Raw genomic sequence first — 21,528 nt, forward strand, 5'->3', positions numbered from 1 at the left:
AAGATAAAAAAGAATTGCGTTTTACGAAATCGTTTTAGCACTTAAAATTGCTTTATTAATATCTTTAATTAATTTTGGTCCTTCATATATAAATCCTGTATAGAGTTGCACCAAACTTGCTCCTGCTTCTAGTTTTTCTAAAGCATCTTTTGCAGTATGAATTCCTCCTACTCCAATTATTGGAAATGCTTTATTACTTTTTTCTGAAAGAAATCGGATTACTTCTGTAGAGCGATTAGTTAAAGGCTTTCCTGACAATCCTCCTACTTCTTTTTTATTTTCTGATTGTAAACCATCTCGTGAAATTGTTGTATTTGTAGCAATTACTCCTGCAATTTTTGTATCATTGATTATATCAATAATATCTAATAATTGCTCATTTGTTAAATCTGGAGCTATTTTTAAAAGTATTGGTTTTGGCTCTGACTTTACTTCATTTTTATTTTGTAATGTTTGTAATAACTCTGTAAGTGGTTTTTTATCTTGAAGTTCTCGTAGATTTGGTGTATTTGGTGAACTTACATTAACTACAAAATAATCAACATAAGGAAATAGGGCTTCAAAGCAAATTTCATAGTCTTTTACTGCTTCATCATTTGGAGTTACTTTGTTTTTTCCTATATTTCCTCCTATAAGTACTCCATTATTTTTTTTCAACCTTTCGACTGCTTCTAACACTCCTCCATTATTAAAGCCCATTCTATTAATAATAGCACTATCTTCTTTTAAGCGAAAAAGTCTTTTTTTAGGGTTTCCTTCTTGTCCTTTTGGTGTTAAAGTACCTATTTCTATAAAACCAAAACCTAAACTTGAAAGTTCCTTATACAATTTGGCATCTTTATCGAAACCAGCAGCTAATCCTACTGGATTTTTAAATTTTAATCCGAAAACTTCTCTTTCTAAACGAGTATCTTTTACTTCATAAATACTTTTAAAAATTGTATTAAATCCTATAGAATTAAGAAATTTAATTAAAGAGAAAGTGAAATAATGTATTTTTTCAGGATCAAATAAGAAAAAAATAGGTCTAATAAATATCTTGTACATAATAGTGTGTTGTGTTGTGCAAAAATAGAAATTACTGTGCAATAAAAAAGCTCCGATATGGAGCTTTTTTATTTATTTTTCTACTCTTTGTTTTTCATACAGAATAGTTTCTACTGTTTCAAAATCTGTTGGCTCATTATCATTATAAAAATATTTTACCAAAATTTGTCCCCAAAGATTTCCATTTGAAAACTCTGCAATAATCCATCTATGGTTTAATATTTTAGCTTTATTTACAATAAAATTTTTATTATCAATAGGTTCATAAGGAATTAAAGGGTTTCCTTTTTCATTAGTATTCAAAGTAACTAAATCTTCATTTACTTTTTCCATTACTTTAACATAATCAAGATTTCTTGAATAAAAATATTCTTGAGCATCTTGATCTTTTTGAATATCAAAATAATCATTATACTGAATTGAATCAATTGATTTTTTAACAACTTCTAGTTTTTCCTTTGTAGAAACTACTTCTTTTTCTTTGGCATCTAATATTTTATTAGAATTTACATATTGAAAAATATTAACTAGTAAAGAAAAAATAAATAGGTATAAAAAAGTATTCTTCATAATATTATATTGAAATTTCTAAATTGTCATAGGCTAAAAACACATTTTTAGGTAATTTTTTTTGAACTTCCTCATGAAATCCTAAAAGATGACTTATATGTGTTAAATATGCTTTTTTTGGTTGTACCAAAGATATAAAATCTAAAGCTTCTTCTAAATTAAAATGTGTATTATGAGGTTCTTCTCTTAAACAATTAACTACTAACACTTTACATTTTTTTATTTTTTCAATTTCAGTCTGATCTACTTTTTTAACATCTGTTAAGTAAACAAAATCTCTGATTTTATATCCAAAAACCTGTAAATTACCATGCCAAACATTAATAGGTTCTATTATTTGGTTTTTAATTTTAAAGCTTTCATTTTCTTTAACTTCAATAGGAATAACAGATGGAGCACCAGGATACTTATTTTCAGATTCAAAAATATAATCAAATCGTTTTGCTAAATTTTTAAGGACTCTAGTATGTGCATAAATTGAAATATCACCTTGTTTAAAGTAAAAAGGACGAATATCATCTAATCCAGCAGTATGATCTGCATGTTCATGAGTAATTAATAATGAATCTATATACTGACATTTTGAAGTTAACATTTGTTGTCTAAAATCGGGACCGCAATCTATAACTATTGAAAAATCATCTGAATAGACCCATACAGCCACTCTTAATCGCTTGTCTTTTTTATCTTTACTTAAACACACCGAATGATTACTTCCAATAACAGGAATACCTTGAGAAGTGCCAGTTCCTAAAAAATATACTTTTATATCATTCATACTTCACAAAAATAAGAATATTTGTAGTAGTTTTTATCATTTTAATTAACTTTGCATAAAGTAAGAATCAACCACTGCAAATACCAATAAAAAAACACTTTAATGAAAAGTATAATTACAGACATAAAAGTAAGAGGAGATAAAGTTATTGAACAAATTCCTTCTATAAAAGATAAAGCCTTACGAATCAATTTAAATGAGAGCATATATGGAACCTTCGCAGAGATTGGTGCAGGCCAAGAAACGGTTCGTCATTTTTTTAGAGCAGGTGCTTCATCAGGAACTATAGCTAAGGCTATGTCTGCTTATGACAAAGACTTTAGTGATGCTATTTATGGTGTTGAAGATGATGGAAGATATGTTACTGAAAGTAGGCTAAAAAAAATGTTAGCACATGAAAATCAGTTAACAGAAGAGCGTTTAAAAAGAGACAAACATCCAAATAAAATATTTTTTAGTTATGCAAACACTGTTGCTACAATAGATTTTGCAAAACAATATAAAGGACATGGATGGGTTGGTATTAAATATCAAGTTGAACCAGATGAAGATTATAACGAAATAACACTTCACATTCGTTTTAAAGAAACAGATGCTAAACTTCAACAAGAAACATTAGGTATTTTAGGAGTTAACCTAATATATGGTGCTTTTTATAAATATAATGATCCTAAAAAATTATTACGTTATTTATACGATCATTTAGATAAAGATCAATTAGAAATTGATACTATTAATTTTTCTGGTCCTCGTTTTGCTGATGTAGACAATAGACTTATGAGTCTGCAATTAGTTAAAAATGGAATGACCGATGCCGTAATGTTTGGTCCAGATGGTCATAATATATTACCTGCTGCTGTTTTATATAAAAAAAATATATTAGCACTAAGAGGTAGTTTTAGACCTGTAACTAAAGTAAACATGAATATGTACAAAAAGTCATATAATATGTTTATTGAAGAAAAGAAAGTAGATCCTGAAAATACATTTGTAGTTTTTGAAATTACACTTTCAAATTTAAAAGCAGAAGGAGAAATTGACGAAAGAGACTTCTTAGATAGAGCAGAATTATTATGTTCATTAGGACAAACTGTTATGATTTCTAATTTCCAAGAATATTTTAAAGTAGTTGAATATTTCTCTAATTATACAAAAGCAAGAATGGGACTTGCAATGGGTGTAAACAATTTAGTAGACATATTTGATGAAAAATATTATCGCCATTTATCTGGTGGAATACTTGAAGCGTTTGGTAAACTATTCTATCGTGATTTAAAGGTTTATTTATATCCAATGAAAGAAGATGATGGAACTATTGTAAATTCTGACAACTTAAAAGTACATCCTAGAATGAAAGAATTATACAAATTCTTTAAATTCAATGGAAAAGTAGTTGATATAACCGATTTCGATGAAAAAAATTTAGATATTTTCTCAAGACAAGTACTAAAAATGATTGGAAATGGAGAGCCAGGTTGGGAAGAAATGCTTCCAGAAGGAATTCCTAATTTAATAAAAACACATCAATTATTTGGTTATCAACCAGTAAAAGATAAAATAAAGTAAAACTAAAAAGTGCCAAGTAAAAACTTGGCACTTTTTTTATTTCAATATTTGAGCTGCATGCTCTTTTGTCTTCACTTTTTCTATAACTTCATCAATAATTCCTTTTTCATCAATTATAAAAGTAGTTCTATGAATTCCATCATATTCTCTTCCCATGAATTTTTTTGGTCCCCAAACTCCAAATGCTTCAATAACTGATTTATTTTCATCTGCTAATAAAGGAAAAGGCAATTCATGCTTTTCAATAAACTTTGTTTGTGCTTTTGCACTATCTGCACTAACTCCTAATAATGCATAATTATTAGCCTTAAAACGCTCAAAATTATCTCTCAAATCACACGCCTCTGCCGTACAACCTGGTGTACTTGCTTTGGGATAAAAGAAAACGACTAACTTTTTACCTATATAATCTTCTAAAGTATGTTTTTTTCCATTTTGATCTAACCCTGAAAAACTAGGAGCTTTATCCCCTTTTTTTAATGTTGTCATTCTATTTTGTTTAAAGTGTTTAAAGTTTAACTTTGTGTAAAGTTTATTAAACTATAAAAATACAAAAATGACGAAGACTGAGAAAATAACGTTTGTTATAAATACGTTAAACGAATTATATCCTGAAATTCCTATTCCACTTGACCATAAAGATCCTTATACATTATTAATTGCGGTTTTACTTTCTGCTCAATGTACTGATGTAAGAGTAAATCAGATAACACCTTTATTATTTGAAAAAGCAGATAACCCTTATGATATGGTGAAAATGAGCATAGAAGAAATTAAAGAAATTATACGTCCTTGTGGCTTATCACCTATGAAATCAAAAGGGATACATGGTTTATCTGAAATATTAATTGAAAAATATAATGGAAAAGTTCCTCAAAGTTTTGAAGCACTAGAAAGTTTACCCGCAGTTGGTCATAAAACCGCTAGTGTAGTTATGAGTCAAGCATTTGGAGTTCCTGCTTTTCCAGTAGATACTCATATACATCGTTTAATGTATCGTTGGAATTTAACAAATGGAAAAAATGTTCAGCAAACCGAAAAAGATGCAAAACGAATTTTCCCAAAAGACCATTGGAATGATTTACACTTACAAATTATTTGGTATGGAAGAGAATATTCTCCAGCTCGTGGTTGGGATTTAGAAAAAGATATTATCACCAAAACCATTGGACGAAAATCAGTTTTAGATGAATATAAAAAGAAAAAGGCTTCATAAAAGAAGCCTTTTTCTTTAATTTGCTATAATTTCAAATGAAATTTTATTGATTTTAACAATACTTAATGATCTTGAATAATTAAGTAGAAATGAAATCGTTTCTTTTTTTGGTAACATACCTTTAGATTTTGATTTCTCTTTTGAGTAAAGTTTTGCCATAGGAAATAATAATTGTTTTCATCTATAACGCAACAAAAAATCAAATATTGTTTTAGGCAGTTAAAATAATTTGGTTCTTTTCAATAACTTTTCTCAAATTCATTATTGCATATCTCATTCTACCTAATGCAGTGTTAATGCTTACACCTGTTGAATCTGCAATTTCTTTAAAACTCAAATCTTGATAAATACGCATTATTAAAACCTCTTTTTGATCTTCAGGAAGTTCATCTATTAGTTTGTTTAAATCATTTTCAATTTGTTCGGTTATAATTCTGTTTTCTACATTTAAACTAGAATCAGACAAAAAAGAAAATACTGAGAATTCTTTCGAATCTCTTTGCATAGGCATTCTTTTAGATTTTCTAAAATAGTCAATTACTAAATTGTGAGCAATTCGCATAACCCATGGTAAAAACTTCCCTTCTTCATTATATGATTTTGTTTTTAAAGTCTTTATAACTTTAATAAAAGTATCTTGAAATATATCATCACAAATATCTCTATCTTGAATTTTGGTATAAATAAAGCCGTAGATTTTTGATTGATGACGTTCTATTAGAACTGACAAAGATGATTCATCACCTTCAATATATTTTTTAACAAGAATTGCATCAGAAAGTGCAAGATTATCCATAATAAATAACTTTTAGTTAAATTGCATTAGTATCTCTAAAAGTATTTTTTTGCTATAGGCTAATCTTTTTGGTTAAAGTGGTTATTTCGGTTCAAAAATAAAGCATTTATTCTCTACTTACCAAATTATTTTTAACTTTTATTCTAATTTATTACATAAAACTCAAAAAAAACATGATAATGAGGCTATTATGTTAATCATATTATTACTTTATTACATAAAAAACTAACTATTTCTTAATTATTTTATTCTGAATTAATGGTATATATAAAAACACACAACTACATTATAATATTGGCTAATGTTCTTAATTTATGTAAGTTTGCAAATCTTACAAAATAACAATGCAAACAACTGACTTTTCAAAACTTGAGCCTAAAAAAAATATTTTAATAAAAGGTGCACAATTGCATAACCTTAAAAATATTGATGTTGCTATTCCACGGAATAAACTTGTTGTTGTTACAGGATTATCTGGTTCAGGAAAATCGAGCTTAGCATTCGACACTTTATATGCAGAAGGACAAAGACGTTATGTGGAAAGTTTGTCTTCTTATGCAAGACAATTTTTAGGTCGTTTAGATAAACCTAAAGTTGAATATATAAAAGGAATTGCTCCTGCAATTGCAATAGAACAAAAAGTAAATACTACTAATGCTCGTTCTACCGTAGGAACTTCTACAGAAATTTATGATTATCTTAAATTATTATTTGCAAGAATTGGAAAAACATATTCTCCAGTTTCAGGAAAAGAAGTAAAAAAAGATACTGTTTCAGATGTTATCTTAGAAATAAAAAAATTCGAACAAAATAGCAAATGGTTACTCTTATCTCCTATTCATTTAGAAGAAGGTAGACTATTAGAAGATAAATTAAAAGTATTATTACAACAGGGTTTTTCTCGTATTTTGATAAATAATGAAATGGTTCGTCTTGATGAAATTGACCAACATTCATTAGATAATAAAGACATTTTATTAGTTATTGATAGAATTATTGTAAAAGAAGAAGAAGAATTTTTTAATCGTTTAGCAGATGCTATTCAGACTGCTTTTTATGAAGGTAAAGGAGAATGTTTTTTACAAGAATTAAATACAGAAGTAAGACATCATTTTAGCACTAATTTTGAACTTGATGGTATTACCTTTTTAGAGCCTAATGTCCATTTATTTAGTTTCAATAATCCTTATGGAGCTTGTCCAAAATGTGAAGGCTATGGAAATATTATTGGTATTGATGAAGAATTAGTAATTCCAAATACTGCACTTTCCGTATATGAGAATGCTATTTTTCCTTGGAGAGGAGATACATTAAGTTGGTATAAAGAGCAATTAGTTAATAATGCTTATAAGTTTGATTTTCCTATTCATAAGCCTTTTTTTGAGTTAACTAATGAACAAAAACAATTAATTTGGGACGGAAATAAATACTTTACAGGTTTACATGATTTTTTTACTGAATTAGAAGAAAAAAATTATAAAATACAAAACAGAGTTTTACTTTCTAGATATAGAGGAAAAACGAAATGTACTGTTTGTAAAGGAAAAAGACTTAGACCTGAAGCAAATTATATTAAAATTGCAAATAAAACAATTACAGAACTTGTTGATTTGCCTATTATAAAATTAATTACATTTTTTAAAGATTTAGAATTAAACGAATATGATGCAAAAGTTGCAAAAAGACTTTTAATTGAAATAAATAATCGTTTATCTTTCCTTTCTAATGTAGGATTAAGTTATTTAACTCTAAATAGAAATTCCGCAACGCTTTCAGGAGGAGAATCACAACGTATTAATTTAGCCACTTCACTAGGTAGTAGTTTAGTTGGTTCAATGTATATATTAGATGAGCCTAGTATTGGTCTGCATCCAAAAGATACTGAGCAACTAATAGAAGTATTGAAAAACCTACGTGATTTAGGAAATACTGTAATTGTAGTAGAACATGATGAAGACATCATGAAAGCAGCAGACATGATCATTGATATAGGTCCTGAAGCTGGAACAAATGGCGGATATTTAGTTGCACAAGGAACTTATGAAGAAATATTAAAAGCCGATTCGTTAACTGCTAAATATTTAAATGGACAAGAAAAAATTGAAGTTCCTAAAAACAGAAGGAAATTCAAAAATCATGTAGATGTAATTGGAGCAAGAGAAAATAATTTACAAAACCAAGATTTTACTTTTCCATTAGATTGTTTAACCGTAATTACGGGTGTTTCTGGTAGTGGAAAAAGTACATTAGTAAAAAAAATATTATTTCCAGCTATTCAAAAAAAGCTAGAAGGTGTTGGAGATAAACCAGGTCAATTTACAGAATTATCGGGTAATTTTTCAAATATAAAACACATTGAATATGTAGATCAGAATCCTATTGGAAGAAGTTCTCGTTCAAATCCTGTTACTTATATCAAAGCTTATGACGATATTCGTGATTTATTTTCTAAACAAAACATATCAAAATTAAGAGCTTATCAACCTAAACATTTTTCATTTAATGTGGATGGAGGTCGTTGCGAAACCTGCAAAGGAGACGGACAAGTAACTATTGAAATGCAATTTATGGCCGATGTACATTTAGAATGTGAAACATGTAATGGTAAACGCTTCAAAAAAGAAATTTTAGAAGTTACATTTGAAGGAAAAAACATAGATGATGTTTTAAAAATGACAATTGATGAAGCTTTAGCATTCTTCAAAGAGCATAATCAAACAAAAATTACGCAAAAATTACAGCCTTTACAAGACGTTGGGCTAGGCTATGTACAATTAGGTCAATCTTCTTCTACTCTATCAGGTGGTGAAGCACAACGTATTAAACTAGCTTCGTTTTTAGTAAAAGGAACGATAAAAGACAAAGCACTATTCGTTTTTGATGAACCTACAACTGGTTTGCATTTTCACGATATTAAAAAACTATTAAAATCATTTGATGCTTTAATTGAAAAAGGACATTCTATTATTGTTATTGAACACAATTTAGATTTAATAAAATGTGCTGATTATATTATAGATATAGGCCCAGAAGGTGGTGAATATGGTGGAAAATTAATGGCTTTTGGTACTCCAGAAGAAGTAGCAAATAATAAAAATTCAGTTACTGGGAAGTATTTAGCTGAGAAGCTATAGATTGTAGATTTGAAAATGAAAACTATTTTGAAAAAACCTTTTTTTATTTTTTGGATTTTTGTCCCAATAATTTTAATTATTGGATTTTTAAACACTAAAAAAAATATTGAAGTAAATATTCATGACACGTATTATATCACAACCTTTAAAACACTTTCGTTTATTGTTAGTCTTTATTTTTGTTTAATTGGTTTGGTATATTTTTTATTTAATCATTTTCAAATTAATTTAATTTCTTTTTTAACTAAAACACATCTATTGATTTCATTGATAACATTTCCTACAATTTATTTAGTAAGTTTGTTCTATAAAAATGAAATTAGTTATGATATTTTTACCATTTTAAAGAATGATGAATTCAATGATAAAATAACATATACAATGATTGGTGTTTTAATTTTATTCATTTTAAGCCAATTACTTTTTGTTTTCAATCTTTTTTTCTCACTTATAAAAAAATGAACATAAAACTACTCACTATAGGAAAAACAGACAATAAAAACTTGCAATCATTAATAGATGAATACACAAAACGTTTGTCTTTTTATGTCAAGTTTGATGTAGAAATTATTCCAGACATTAAAAACGTAAAGAATTTAAGTGAAGCCCAACAAAAAGAAAAAGAAGGTGAATTAATTCTTTCAAAAATTACATCTACTGATCATCTTATTCTTTTAGATGAAAATGGAAAAACATTTTCAAGCATTGGCTTTTCAGAATTTCTTCAAAAAAAAATGAATGCTGGTATTAAAACATTAGTTTTTGTAATTGGTGGTCCTTATGGGTTTAGTGAAACTGTTTATAAGAATGCAATAGGTAAAATTTCGCTTTCAGAAATGACATTTTCACATCAAATGGTACGCTTGTTTATTATTGAACAAATTTACCGTGGCTTTACTATATTAAGGAATGAGCCTTATCATCATCAATAAACTAAATTAATTTTAGTTTTTACTTTCATTTTTTTTTGTTATTCTTATTTTTTAGTATATTTTTAACAAAAATTAACACTAAAAACACTTACTAAATTTTAAATTTTATGAAAAAAATTATTTTTGCATTGTCCCTATTTGCCTCATGTGTGTCTTTTTCTCAAATTAAAGTTATTGAAACTACTCCAATTATTAGATTAGGAGCTATTAATCAAAATGATATGTTTATCCAAAATGAGGGTGATCAGTACATTTTTACATATAAAAATATTGAGAAAGAAGAAGAAACAAGTACAAGAACTTTTTCTTTTAAAGATTTAAACAATGATTACAATAATTTATATGATATAATTGTAAACGGATTTAATGCAGATCCTTTACTGGATATAAAACTAGAATTACCAAAAGAATTTGTATGGTTGCATTTTTCTAAAAATTTAGATCGTACTTATGTTCAATTCATGTGTAAAAACAAAACAAATGAAGTTACAGGTGTTTCTAAAGCATTTAGTTTAGATCAAATTACTAAACTTTTCCAAAAGAATAAAATCTAAAACAATATTGTTTAAATAGTAAAAGGCTTGATTTTATATAGAATCAAGCCTTTTTTATTTATAATTTACAACCGCATTCGGGTAATTTATCTAAATCATAAATAAACTCATAAGAAGACAATTGAATCGTATTTGACGTTAATTGCCATGCTAAAATTTTATCTTGAATATAATGGTCAAAACTTAAACGCTTATCAAAATTTAAATGAATAATTGTTATTTTTCCATCACTCATAAAATCAGAAAAGTCTTTAATAAAATCAACTAATTCTTCTCTTGAAATATCATTTCCATCAACAGTAATTTTATTTTCATGATTAAAATTAATAGTCAAATTATTATAAGCTGAATATAAATCGGCATGTTCTTTAATATAAAACTTAGAAAAATTATTATCATATTTATATTGCACTTCTGTAAATGGTAAAAAAGCTAAATTTTGCTTTGTACTATCAGCATAAGAAAAAACATTTATAGCGGCTTCGTTTTTGTGTGATGCTTGCTTTTTTTTCTTTTGTAAATATTTAACTTCAGGAATAACTAAATCTAATGGTAATCGTTTATCAATATTAAAAATCCAATTTGTTGTACTAATACTATTTTTTGCATTAACTTCTGCTATAGTATCATTATCCTCTACTCTAAAGAACATATAAATAGGTGAATGATCTAAAATTTCAGTCATCACTGAAGCATTCGTTTTGGGTAATTGAACATCTTCTTTTTTACAAGAAATAAAAAGTAGAACTAAAATTACTAGACTCAATTTTCTCATTATAATAATATTTATTTTCATTTTTATGGTTGCTTCAATTTAATTAGCATTTAATACACTATTTATTTTAATACATTCTACTGCTTCTTTCACATCATGAACTCTTAAAATATTAGCTCCCTTTTGTAAAGCAATTGTGTTTAAAATAGTGGTTCCGTTTAATGCTTCTTCAGGAGTGTTTTCTAATACTTTATAAATCATTGATTTTCTAGATATTCCTACTAAAACTGGCAACTCTAAAATAGAGAAAAAATCCAATTTTTGCATTATTTCATAATTATGTTCTATTGTTTTTGCAAAGCCAAAGCCCGGATCAATAATAATATCATTCAAACCAAAACTTCTTGCTTTATTTATTCGTTCTGAAAAATAAAACATCATTTCTTTTACAACATCTTCATAATTTGCTAAGGATTGCATCGTTTCAGGATTTCCTTTCATGTGCATCATAATATAAGGAACTTGTAATTTCGAGATTGTTTCTATCATTTTTTCGTCTAACAAACCTGCCGAAATATCATTAATAATTGCTGCTCCATTTTCAATACACTTCTTGGCTACTTCACTTCTAAAAGTATCAATAGAAAGTAAAATTTCAGGAAACTTTAATAGAATTAATTCTAAAACAGGAAGCAATCTGGCTAATTCTTCCTCTTCTGAAACAAACTCTGCTCCTGGTTTTGAAGAATAAGCACCAATATCAATGAAAGAAGCACCATCATTAAGCATTTTTTCAACTCGATTCAAAATTGTCGACTCATCTTTATATTTTCCTCCATCAAAAAAAGAATTTGGTGTAATATTTAAGATTCCCATTACTTTAGGAGTAGATAAATCGATTAAATTTCCTTTACAATTTATTGTCATATCAATTTCATTTTTTTCTCTTTTCCGTTTCGTCTTTGTTCTTTCTTCTTATTTAATTACTTTTGAAAAAATTTACTACAAAGATATCTAAATAATGAAGAATACTTCACAACAATATGATGCTATTATAGCAATTTGTCGCGATTTGTTTGCTAAAAAAACAAAAGACTATGGCACAGCTTGGAGAATACTACGTTTGCCATCATTAACAGATCAAATTTTTATAAAAGCGCAACGCATTCGCAGTCTTCAAGAAAATGAAGTTCGAAAAGTAGATGAAGATGAAACTTCCGAATTTATTGGAATTATTAACTACTGCATTATGGCTCTTGTACAAATTGATAAAGGAATTGCTACACAACCAGATTTAGAATATGACGAAGCAATACAACTGTATGATGAAAAAGTAGCTTTAACCAAAGAATTAATGGAAAACAAAAATCATGATTATGGTGAAGCATGGCGCGATATGAGAGTGAGTAGCTTAACGGATTTAATTTTGCAAAAATTACTTCGTGTGAAACAAATTGAAGATAATAAAGGAAAAACTTTAGTTTCAGAAGGAATTGATGCCAATTATCAAGATATGATTAACTATTCCATTTTCGCTCTAATTTTAATGGAAAATAATCATTAACATCAAATTAACAAATCATTTACAATTAGTAGCATTATAAAAAAGTATTTTTGAGAAAATAGAATTTATGAGAAATATTATTACACAATTTTCACGCGTATTTGTTGGTCTTTTATTTATTTTTTCGGGTTTAATAAAACTAAATGATCCTGTAGGATTTTCATATAAACTTGAAGAATATTTCAATGCTAATGTTTTAAATATGGAATTTCTAATTCCATTTGCTTTAGTAATTGCTTGTTTTGTAGTTATATTTGAAGTTGTACTTGGCGTGATGTTATTAATAGGTTTTAAACCCAAATTTACTGTTTGGAGTTTATTAGCTATGATTGTGTTTTTTACTTTCTTAACTTTTTACTCCGCTTATTTTAATAAAGTCACAGATTGTGGATGTTTTGGAGATGCTTTAAAACTAACACCTTGGGAATCATTTTATAAAGATATAACACTTCTTTTCTTTATTTTAATCTTATTCTTTAATCAAAAATTCATTAATCCATTATTAGGAAAAACACCTATGAATTTAACCGTTTTTGCTGTGTATTCACTTTGTCTGTTTATGGCATATTATGTATTACAACATTTACCTATTAAAGACTTTAGAGCATATAAAGTAGGAACTAATATTAGAAAAGGAATGGAAATACCAGAAGGAGCTCAAAAAAGTGAGTATGAGATGGTATTTATTTATAAAGTAAATGGTGTTGACACTGAAATTAGTTACAAAGATGTTATGGATAATAAAGTTCCTGAAGGAGCTGAATTTATCGATAGAAAAGATAAATTATTAAAACAAGGATACGTTCCTCCTATTCATGATTTCTCAATAGAAAAAGATGGATCTGACTATATCGATAGTGTTTTAGATGAACCAAAAGTAATTATGTTCATTTCTTATGATTTAAATAAATCTAAACAAAAAGGAATGAAAAAATTAGAAGAGTTTCATTTAAAAGCAGCAGAAAAAGGATATTTAGTAATTGGAATGACAGCATCAGACGTTGAAACAATAGAAAAATATAAAAAGGAATACGGACACACTTTTGATTATTATTTTTGCGATGCTACAACTCTAAAAACAATTGAAAGAGCAAATCCTAGTATTGTAGTTTTAGAAAAAGGAACTATTATTCAAAAAGCGCATTTTAATGATATAGACAACGTTAAACTGAAATAATGCGTTTGATTAAATGTTTCATAATTACAATAGTTCTTTTATTTATAAGTTGTAATGATATAACAGATTGTCTCTTTGATATTAAACCAAATATAGTAGATAATGGTTTTGTTGATGGAATTGTTTCCCAAAATTATGAAGATTACATTACTGTAGACATACAAAATGCTAACTCTTCAAATTATGAAATTGATAATGTTGAAATTGAAGGGAATTTACCTAGTGGTATTACATCTTTCTTTAATGGCAGAAAGGTATATTTTGAAGGAATTCCAACTGCAATAGGGACCTATGATTTTAATATAAAAATTACAGTTTTATATGTAAATGATTATGACAATGAAAACAATGATGATCATTTATGTGGAAATACTACTAGTAAATCATATAGCATTAAAATATACTAACGTTGGTATTTAAGTCAGAATTCTAACGAAATTTTGTATTTTACATTTAATTAAGAAATTTAAAATTTAGAAAACGTAAATTTGATTACACAAAAAAAACATAAAATGAAAAAAATAATAACATTATTAGCATTTACATTTTCAATATTATCTTGTACAAATGCTCAACAAACAGAATTTAAGAAAGAAGCTTTAGAGAATGTAATGACTACTACAGATAATACGTCTATTACTTTTCAAGACATTCTAAATAAATATAAAGGAAAAACAATTGTAATTGATGTTTGGGCTTCATGGTGTTCAGATTGTATAAAAGGAATGCCAAAAGTAAAAACCTTACAAGAGCAATATCCTGATGTAACATACTTATTCATTTCAATGGATAAAAATTATGATGCATGGATAAAAGGAATTACAAAATATGATGTAAAAGGAGAGCATTATTTAACTTCTGATGGAATGAAGGGTGTTTTTGGAAAATCTATAAACTTAGATTGGATTCCTAGATATATGGTTGTTGATAAAGAAGGGAAAATAGCCTTATTCAAAGTTATTGAAGCAGATGATAACAAATTAATAGAAACCTTAAACAAACTAAAATAATGAGAAAGCATATTGTTGCAGGAAACTGGAAAATGCACAAAACGCATACTGAAACTTTAGCATTATTAGACGAGATCCTCTCTAAGAAACAAAATTCTGATACAGAAATTATTGTAGCACCTACATTTATTAATCTTAAAGCTGCAAATGATGAAGTAGCTGGAAAAGGAATTACAGTAGCCGCTCAAAACATGCATCAAGCTGAAGGTGGAGCGTTTACTGGTGAAATAGCTGCAAATATGCTAACTGATATTAACGTAAACACCGTTATCCTAGGACACAGTGAAAGACGTGCTTATTTCCATGAATCTGATGGATTACTTGCAAATAAAGTAGATACTGCTTTAAAACACAATATGAGAGTTATTTTTTGTTTTGGTGAAGAGTTAAAAGATCGTCAAAAAAACAATCACTTTAATATTGTAGAATATCAATTAAGAGATGCTTTATTTCACTTAGAAAAAAAAGACTGGAAAAATATTGTATTAGCTTATGAACCTGTTTGGGCTATTGGAACTGGAGAAACAGCTTCACCAGAACAAGCACAAGAAATGCATAAATTTATAAGAAGTATTATTGAAAAAGTGTACGGTTCTGATATTGCTAACGATGTAAGTATTTTATATGGTGGAAGTGTAAAACCAAGCAATGCAAAAGAAATTTTTTCAAAACCTGATGTAGATGGTGGATTAATTGGAGGTGCAGCATTACACGCTGATGATTTCTTAGCTATTGTTAATGCATTTTAATTAAAACGTCAATACCTAATAAAAAACACATTTTATAATCCTAAAGAAATAGAGTTATAAAATGTGTTTTCTTTTAACGCACTCTTATTTTCTTACATCATATTTTTCCGTAATACATTGCTTTCACTATTCCATCTGAAAGACCTATTTTAGGAACATAAATTTGCCTTGCTCCACTCCATTTCATTGCATTTAAATAAATACGAGTTGCAGGAATAATAACATCAGCCCGATCTGGATTAAGTCCTAATTCTGCAATACGTTGTTCGTATGTCATATTATTCAACTTTTGATATTGCGAACTTAAATACACATAAGACAATGGTTTATCTTGATGTTTTTCAGATAGTTTAAATAATTTATTTATATTTCCACCAGAACCTATCAAAGTAATTTCTTCATAAGGAGCAGTATTCGTTTTAATCCATTTTTCAATTTCTGTCCAAACAATATCGTTTACCATATTATTCAATAATCGAACAGTTCCATTTTTAAATGATTTAGATATAATCATTTTACCTTGCGAGAAAATAGAAAATTCAGTACTTCCACCACCTACATCAACATATAAGAACGTTTTATCTGAATTAATAAAATGCTTTAAATCTGAACCAGCAATTATTGAAGCTTCTTTTTTTCCATCAATAATATCAATTCTAATATCTGCCTTTTTCTTAATTAAATCTGATATTTCTTTTCCATTATAAGCTTCTCGCATTGCAGATGTTGCACAAGCTTTATACTTTTCAACTTTATGAACTTTCATCAAAAGACTAAATGCTTTCATCGCATCTAACATTCGTTGTATATTTTCATCTGAAATTTCTCCTACAGTAAAGGCATCTTGTCCTAAACGAATAGGCACACGTACTAGTGAACTCTTATTAAATTGTGTTGGTTTCCCTTTTTGTTCCACAATATTAGTAATCAAAAGTCTCATAGCATTTGATCCCACATCTATTGCAGCATATTTTTTTAATGTAATCATGTATATTCTTTTTAAGAAAAGTGTATAATTAAAGTTTGGAAGTAGTAACTTCTAGCATATTTCTGTAATAATTATACATTTCTAATTGAGCTCTATATGGTTTTTCATCCCCTCTTTTTCTATATTTATTTTTCAAATCTTCCGAATGTAATCGGGCTTTTACATTTGCTCTCCAGCCTATTTCGAAAGTTTCAATTAATTCTTCTTTAATATTTTTATCATAAATAGGACAAGTTACTTCCACTCTAGCATCAATATTTCTTGTCATAAAATCTGCAGAAGAAATATAAACTTCTGGATTTCCTTGATTACCAAAAATATAAAGTCTTGAATGTTCTAAATAATTATCTACAATACTTATAGCTTCAATATTTTCACTCATTCCTTTAACTCCAGGAATTAAACAACAAATTCCTCTAATAATTAATTTTATTTTTACTCCTGCATTACTAGCTTCATATAATTTATCAATCATTTTAAAATCTGAAAGACTGTTCATTTTCAGTTTAATAAAAGCTTTTTTTCCTAATTGAGCACTTACAATTTCTCTATCAATAAGCTTTACAAACTTAGAACGGGTATAATGAGGTGATACAAACAAATGCTTGTAACGATGAATTTTATAATTTATTTCAAAGAAATCAAATACTTTTGAAACATCCTTTAAAATAGACGTATTTGCAGTAAATAAGGTTATATCAGTATATATTCTGGCAGAATTTTCATTAAAATTTCCTGTTGAAATAAATCCATAACGTTTTACTTTCTTCTCTTCTACTCGTTCAATCACACAAATTTTACTGTGTACTTTTAATCCTTTCATACCAAAAATGAGATCAATACCTTCTGTTTGCATTTGCTCTGCATAAGATATATTGCTAGCTTCATCAAAACGGGCTTGCAATTCTATTTGAACGGTTACTTTTTTACCATTTTTAGCTGCATTTATTAATGAGCTTACAATTTGAGAATTTTTAGCTAAACGATATAGTGTAATTTTTATTGAAACTACTTTTGGGTCTAAAGCTGCTTCACGCAAGAATTTAATAATATATGAAAAAGATTGATAAGGAGCATTTAATAAATAATCCTTTTGTTTTATTTTCTCTAAGATACTTCCTTCAAGATCTAATCCTGGAATAGATAATGGTGGATTTTGTTTATACAATAAATCATACCTTCCTAAATTAGGAAAACTCATATAATCTCTTCGATTATGATATCTTCCACCTGGAATAATACTATCCGAGCTATCAATTTCCATTCGATTTAGAAAAAAAGCTAACGTATCATCTTCAATGGCTTGGTCATAAACGAAACGAACAGGCTCTCCTACTCTACGTTCTTTAACACTATCAGATACTTTTTCTATAAAACTTTTGCTTAAATCACTATCGAAATCTAACTGTGCATCACGAGTAATTTTTATCATGTGAGCCGACATGCTCTTGTAATCAAAAATATTGAAAATATAATTAAGATTTAGCCTAATTACATCATCAAGTAAAATAATATATTGTTTTTCTGAATTTGAAGGTAATACAACGAAACGGTTAATAGTACTCGGTATTTCTACAACAGCATAACGGATTTTATCTTCTTCATTTACATTATTATTTAATGCTTCACTTGAAGTATTCATAACTAATTTTACTGCCAAATAACCCGATGTGTCCTTTAATAAAGGAAAACTATCCAAATTATTTAACATAATTGTTACAACTGCTGGACTGACTTTTTGAATAAAAAAATCACGTATAAAATTTCCTTGCTCTCTTGAAATTTGTTTTTCATTTAGAATATAAATATTCTCTTTCTCGAGTTTTTGTTCTATTTCACTTAGAATACGTAAACTTTCTGATTGATGTTCAATTACTATCTCTGTAATTTCTTTCAATAACTTATCAGCAGTAATTCCTCCTAAAATTTTTTCATCATCTATATTTTCAAACCTCATTCTACGAATTGCCGCATAACGAACTCTAAAAAATTCATCCAAATTATTTGAAAATATACCTAAGAAACGTAATCTATCTAATAATGGAACTGATTCATCTGCTGCTTCTTGTAATACTCTAGCATTAAATGTCAACCAACTCTTCTCTCTATCAATGTATTTTGTTTGTGATATGTTGTTCATTTTTATAATGACTTGGAAAAAGCGTTTTAATTGTTTGTCCTTTTTCTAGACTTTTCCATTCATCAATATTAAATTGTAAAGAAACAACTCCAGATGTTGGGACATTATCTATTAAAAGGTTTCCAAATTTATTAACAAAATTTGTAATAGCTTCATTATGTCCGAAAAGAATTAGACTATCATACCTATTTTCACATTTTTTTATGATTTCTTCTAATCTATATTCATCAAAAGTATACAACTCTTCCTTAATCATAATATTATCAAACGGAAAATTTAAATTTTCCGAATAAATAATAGCAGATTCTTTAGCTCTTCTTGCTATACTACACCACACTATGAACGATTTTGGTAAAATAGCATTAATTTGAGATGAAATTAAATGTGCATCATTAACTCCTCTCTTTGATAATGGTCTATCAATATCTTTCAAGGGAGTTTCCCAACTAGATTTTGAGTGACGAATGAGAATCAAATTTTTCATAAGTTCATATTTTTAAGTGTTCCATTATAAAGTACGTGAAAAAAAATTAAAAAATCTAAGAATATATTATAAAAAAGAAGATAATTCATAGATTATTTTAAACCGTTTATCGAAAATAGTTATGTTTATATGCAATCTTTAAATTTAATTTCTAAATTAGTATATGATTTAGTGACGGGATACTCTTTTATGAGTTCAATTTTACTCTAACCAAGTAAATTATTTTTTACAATATGCTATTAATTGTTTAACCAAAAATTATTATTTTTTATTCCTGATTTTAAACAACTACTAATTTCTTTCAGATATTTTAATTTGCTATATTAAAATTTTCTGTTTTTGATTTCTTATTCTATCAAAATAAGTAGAGTTTTTTGTTATAATATGCTATTAACCAAACAAGTGAAGTTTTTCTACACTCCCTCCATATTATATCAAACAATTGAATGTTAAGCCTTTATTGTTTTATAAATCAATAAAATGCTTTGTGTTGCAAGTTTATTTTACTTCTAAACTAGTAAAAATGAATTGTATATAATATTTACTAAATTAATTATATCAGGTAAAACCCTATTTCCGAACTTTATTTTACTCTAACCAGGTAAAAGATTTATGTTATACTGCCTATTAACTGTTTAACTTTCTTTTAAAATTAAATTTCAAAAATTACCTCTTAACTAGATGTCATTAGAAATTATGTAAAGTAATTCCTAATAAATGCCGGCTATTATTCTAAATACAATTTAGAATAAATTATTATTTATTTTTTAATAAAAAAATGTAGAAGTTATGAGAGCAAAAATTACGCTATTAATACTTTATGCTTTTATTGGGATAAACTCAGTTTATTCTCAATTTACTGCTGATAAACCCGATTTAAGATTATGTGGTTCTCCTCCAAATTATTATACAGATTATTTTAACTGTACATCAAACAATTACACATTAAATAATGTTTTTTTAAGTCTAACTAACATAAACGGTGTACCTTTAGATAATACAACTTGTATTCCTGGAACAACACAAACTATGTATATTATGTTGAATTATACATCTAATTCAAATAGTGATATATATCATGCAAGAATATTTGCAGACCTTATTATAGATGGAATAACAACTCCTCTAAATGTTAATTTTGGTACTGTTGCTCCTGGTTCAGGTCAAAGATTATTATATGGCCCTTTTAATTGGACTTGTGGTCAAGAATTATTACTTGACAAAATATTAATAGTTTGGAAAACTAGTGGAAACGGAAACGAATTAGTACCTTATAATTGTAATTCATATACAAAATCACAATGTGAATTACCTGGCGGAACTAAAATTTCAGCTCCTTTAGCTGTTCAGTTTACGTATACAGGATGTACTTCTGGAACATCTTCATCTATTAATTTTCAATCTACAACTAATGGTGGAACACCACCATATACTTACGAATGGGATTTTGATTCCAATGGTACAGTTGATTCAACAATTGAAAACCCTAGTCATACATATGATAATTCAATTCCTTATTCAGCTGAACTAAAAGTTACAGATTCGAATGGATTAACGAATGTATACATTGTACCTATCAATTATCCATCTGAAATCATTATCAATGCAAATATTGAAGAGTTAGATTGTAATATAGGATCTACTGCTTCAATAGATTTATCCATTTCTGGAGGAAGTCCACCATATTCTTTTCTTTGGAATACTGGTGCAACTACTGAAGATTTAACCAATTTAGGAGTAGGAACTTATAGTGTAACTGTAACTGATAATCTTGGCTGTACTAAAAATTATAGTACTACAATATCTCCTATTGTCTGTTGCTCTTTCAATGTTATATGTCCAACTTTTTCAATGACAAGTTTACAATGTTATGATGAACTCCCTACACAAGTTAATTATACAATACAAGAATTTGAAGCATTAGGAAATGGTGATGGAGATATTGGAGATACACCTTGTGGTATTATTCAAATTACAGCTTCAAATAGTGCATATTTAGGATGTAATACAAATGTTACTAGGACATATAATATTACAGAATATGAAGATTCAAACAATAATGGAATTCGAGATTTAGGAGAAAATACAATTCTAAACACTACGAATTG

The 21,528-nt window shown here is 27.4% G+C and carries 22 protein-coding genes; 11 read left to right on the forward strand and 11 right to left on the reverse strand.

Annotated features, from left to right (window positions below):
* Positions 1-21: 21 nt before the first annotated feature.
* The 3 genes from SY27_RS03540 to SY27_RS03550 form a co-directional block, all read right to left on the reverse strand.
* On the reverse strand, positions 22-1,047 hold the full coding sequence (locus SY27_RS03540) for a quinone-dependent dihydroorotate dehydrogenase (RefSeq protein ID WP_045967391.1): 1,026 nt from the start codon (positions 1,045-1,047) through the stop codon (positions 22-24).
* A gap of 72 nt (positions 1,048-1,119) precedes the next feature.
* Entirely contained in the window at positions 1,120-1,617 is a 498-nt protein-coding gene (locus SY27_RS03545) for a hypothetical protein (RefSeq protein ID WP_052705112.1), read from the reverse strand.
* 4 nt (positions 1,618-1,621) lie between these two features.
* Positions 1,622-2,386 (reverse strand): MBL fold metallo-hydrolase, encoded by a 765-nt coding sequence (locus SY27_RS03550; RefSeq protein ID WP_045967478.1) that lies wholly within the window; start codon positions 2,384-2,386, stop codon positions 1,622-1,624.
* Between the two features lie 120 nt (positions 2,387-2,506).
* Here SY27_RS03550 and SY27_RS03555 point away from each other — a divergent pair, with 120 nt between their 5' ends.
* Positions 2,507-3,961, forward strand: a complete 1,455-nt coding sequence (locus SY27_RS03555; protein WP_045967479.1) for a hypothetical protein — start codon at positions 2,507-2,509, stop codon at positions 3,959-3,961.
* A 36-nt stretch (positions 3,962-3,997) separates the two neighbouring features.
* Here SY27_RS03555 and bcp read toward each other — a convergent pair whose 3' ends face one another.
* Entirely contained in the window at positions 3,998-4,450 is a 453-nt protein-coding gene (bcp, locus tag SY27_RS03560; RefSeq protein WP_045967392.1) for a thioredoxin-dependent thiol peroxidase, read from the reverse strand.
* Between the two features lie 67 nt (positions 4,451-4,517).
* On the opposite strand from bcp, the gene nth reads away from it, so the two are divergent.
* On the forward strand, positions 4,518-5,177 hold the full coding sequence (gene nth, locus SY27_RS03565) for an endonuclease III (protein ID WP_045967393.1): 660 nt from the start codon (positions 4,518-4,520) through the stop codon (positions 5,175-5,177).
* Between the two features lie 15 nt (positions 5,178-5,192).
* On the opposite strand, the gene SY27_RS18975 is transcribed toward nth, so the two are convergent.
* Together SY27_RS18975 and SY27_RS03570 are read right to left on the reverse strand one after the other, a co-directional pair.
* Entirely contained in the window at positions 5,193-5,336 is a 144-nt protein-coding gene (locus SY27_RS18975) for a hypothetical protein (RefSeq protein WP_200894124.1), read from the reverse strand.
* 52 nt (positions 5,337-5,388) lie between these two features.
* The gene (locus tag SY27_RS03570) at positions 5,389-5,973 is read right to left on the reverse strand and encodes an RNA polymerase sigma factor (protein WP_045967394.1); all 585 of its coding nucleotides are present in this window, start codon (positions 5,971-5,973) and stop codon (positions 5,389-5,391) included.
* Positions 5,974-6,317: 344 nt separating this feature from the next.
* On the opposite strand from SY27_RS03570, the gene uvrA reads away from it, so the two are divergent.
* The 3 genes from uvrA (at position 6,318) to SY27_RS03590 (ending at position 10,593) form a co-directional block, all read left to right on the forward strand.
* Positions 6,318-9,107: an excinuclease ABC subunit UvrA gene (gene uvrA / locus SY27_RS03575; protein ID WP_045967395.1), complete on the forward strand. Its 2,790-nt coding sequence runs from the start codon at positions 6,318-6,320 to the stop codon at positions 9,105-9,107.
* Between the two features lie 458 nt (positions 9,108-9,565).
* Positions 9,566-10,039, forward strand: a complete 474-nt coding sequence (gene rlmH / locus SY27_RS03585; protein WP_045967397.1) for a 23S rRNA (pseudouridine(1915)-N(3))-methyltransferase RlmH — start codon at positions 9,566-9,568, stop codon at positions 10,037-10,039.
* A gap of 107 nt (positions 10,040-10,146) precedes the next feature.
* Positions 10,147-10,593, forward strand: a complete 447-nt coding sequence (locus SY27_RS03590) for a hypothetical protein (protein WP_045967398.1) — start codon at positions 10,147-10,149, stop codon at positions 10,591-10,593.
* Between the two features lie 58 nt (positions 10,594-10,651).
* On the opposite strand, the gene SY27_RS03595 is transcribed toward SY27_RS03590, so the two are convergent.
* Positions 10,652-11,389, reverse strand: a complete 738-nt coding sequence (locus SY27_RS03595) for a hypothetical protein (protein ID WP_200894125.1) — start codon at positions 11,387-11,389, stop codon at positions 10,652-10,654.
* An 18-nt stretch (positions 11,390-11,407) separates the two neighbouring features.
* Positions 11,408-12,235: a dihydropteroate synthase gene (gene folP / locus SY27_RS03600; RefSeq protein WP_045967400.1), complete on the reverse strand. Its 828-nt coding sequence runs from the start codon at positions 12,233-12,235 to the stop codon at positions 11,408-11,410.
* A 94-nt stretch (positions 12,236-12,329) separates the two neighbouring features.
* Between folP and SY27_RS03605 the strand changes: the two genes are divergently transcribed.
* From SY27_RS03605 to tpiA, 5 genes are all read left to right on the forward strand, one after another.
* Complete coding sequence (locus SY27_RS03605) at positions 12,330-12,872, forward strand: DUF1599 domain-containing protein (RefSeq protein WP_045967401.1); 543 nt, start codon at positions 12,330-12,332, stop codon at positions 12,870-12,872.
* A 67-nt stretch (positions 12,873-12,939) separates the two neighbouring features.
* The gene (locus tag SY27_RS03610; RefSeq protein WP_045967402.1) at positions 12,940-14,049 is read left to right on the forward strand and encodes a BT_3928 family protein; all 1,110 of its coding nucleotides are present in this window, start codon (positions 12,940-12,942) and stop codon (positions 14,047-14,049) included.
* Positions 14,049-14,456, forward strand: coding sequence for a hypothetical protein (locus tag SY27_RS03615; protein ID WP_045967403.1), 408 nt, complete (start codon positions 14,049-14,051; stop codon positions 14,454-14,456). Before SY27_RS03610 ends, SY27_RS03615 begins: the two co-directional genes overlap by 1 nt.
* Before the next feature lie 105 nt (positions 14,457-14,561).
* Positions 14,562-15,059 (forward strand): TlpA disulfide reductase family protein, encoded by a 498-nt coding sequence (locus tag SY27_RS03620; RefSeq protein ID WP_045967404.1) that lies wholly within the window; start codon positions 14,562-14,564, stop codon positions 15,057-15,059.
* Complete coding sequence (gene tpiA, locus SY27_RS03625) at positions 15,059-15,808, forward strand: triose-phosphate isomerase (protein ID WP_045967405.1); 750 nt, start codon at positions 15,059-15,061, stop codon at positions 15,806-15,808. The genes SY27_RS03620 and tpiA overlap by 1 nt, the downstream gene beginning before the upstream one ends.
* 97 nt (positions 15,809-15,905) lie before the next feature.
* On the opposite strand, the gene SY27_RS03630 is transcribed toward tpiA, so the two are convergent.
* From SY27_RS03630 to SY27_RS03640, 3 genes are read right to left on the reverse strand one after another with little or no spacing between them, the layout of a single operon-like run.
* Positions 15,906-16,796: a Ppx/GppA phosphatase family protein gene (locus SY27_RS03630; protein ID WP_045967406.1), complete on the reverse strand. Its 891-nt coding sequence runs from the start codon at positions 16,794-16,796 to the stop codon at positions 15,906-15,908.
* A 28-nt stretch (positions 16,797-16,824) separates the two neighbouring features.
* Positions 16,825-18,936, reverse strand: coding sequence for a polyphosphate kinase 1 (gene ppk1, locus SY27_RS03635; protein ID WP_152640693.1), 2,112 nt, complete (start codon positions 18,934-18,936; stop codon positions 16,825-16,827).
* Positions 18,905-19,420, reverse strand: coding sequence for a histidine phosphatase family protein (locus tag SY27_RS03640; RefSeq protein WP_045967407.1), 516 nt, complete (start codon positions 19,418-19,420; stop codon positions 18,905-18,907). The genes ppk1 and SY27_RS03640 overlap by 32 nt, the downstream gene beginning before the upstream one ends.
* A gap of 789 nt (positions 19,421-20,209) precedes the next feature.
* Between SY27_RS03640 and SY27_RS03645 the strand changes: the two genes are divergently transcribed.
* Positions 20,210-21,528 (forward strand): PKD domain-containing protein (locus SY27_RS03645; protein WP_045967408.1); only part of this gene is annotated, 1,319 nt, incomplete at its 3' end.

The organism is Flavobacterium sp. 316 (genome assembly GCF_000967805.1).
Lineage (GTDB): Bacteria > Bacteroidota > Bacteroidia > Flavobacteriales > Flavobacteriaceae > Flavobacterium > Flavobacterium sediminilitoris.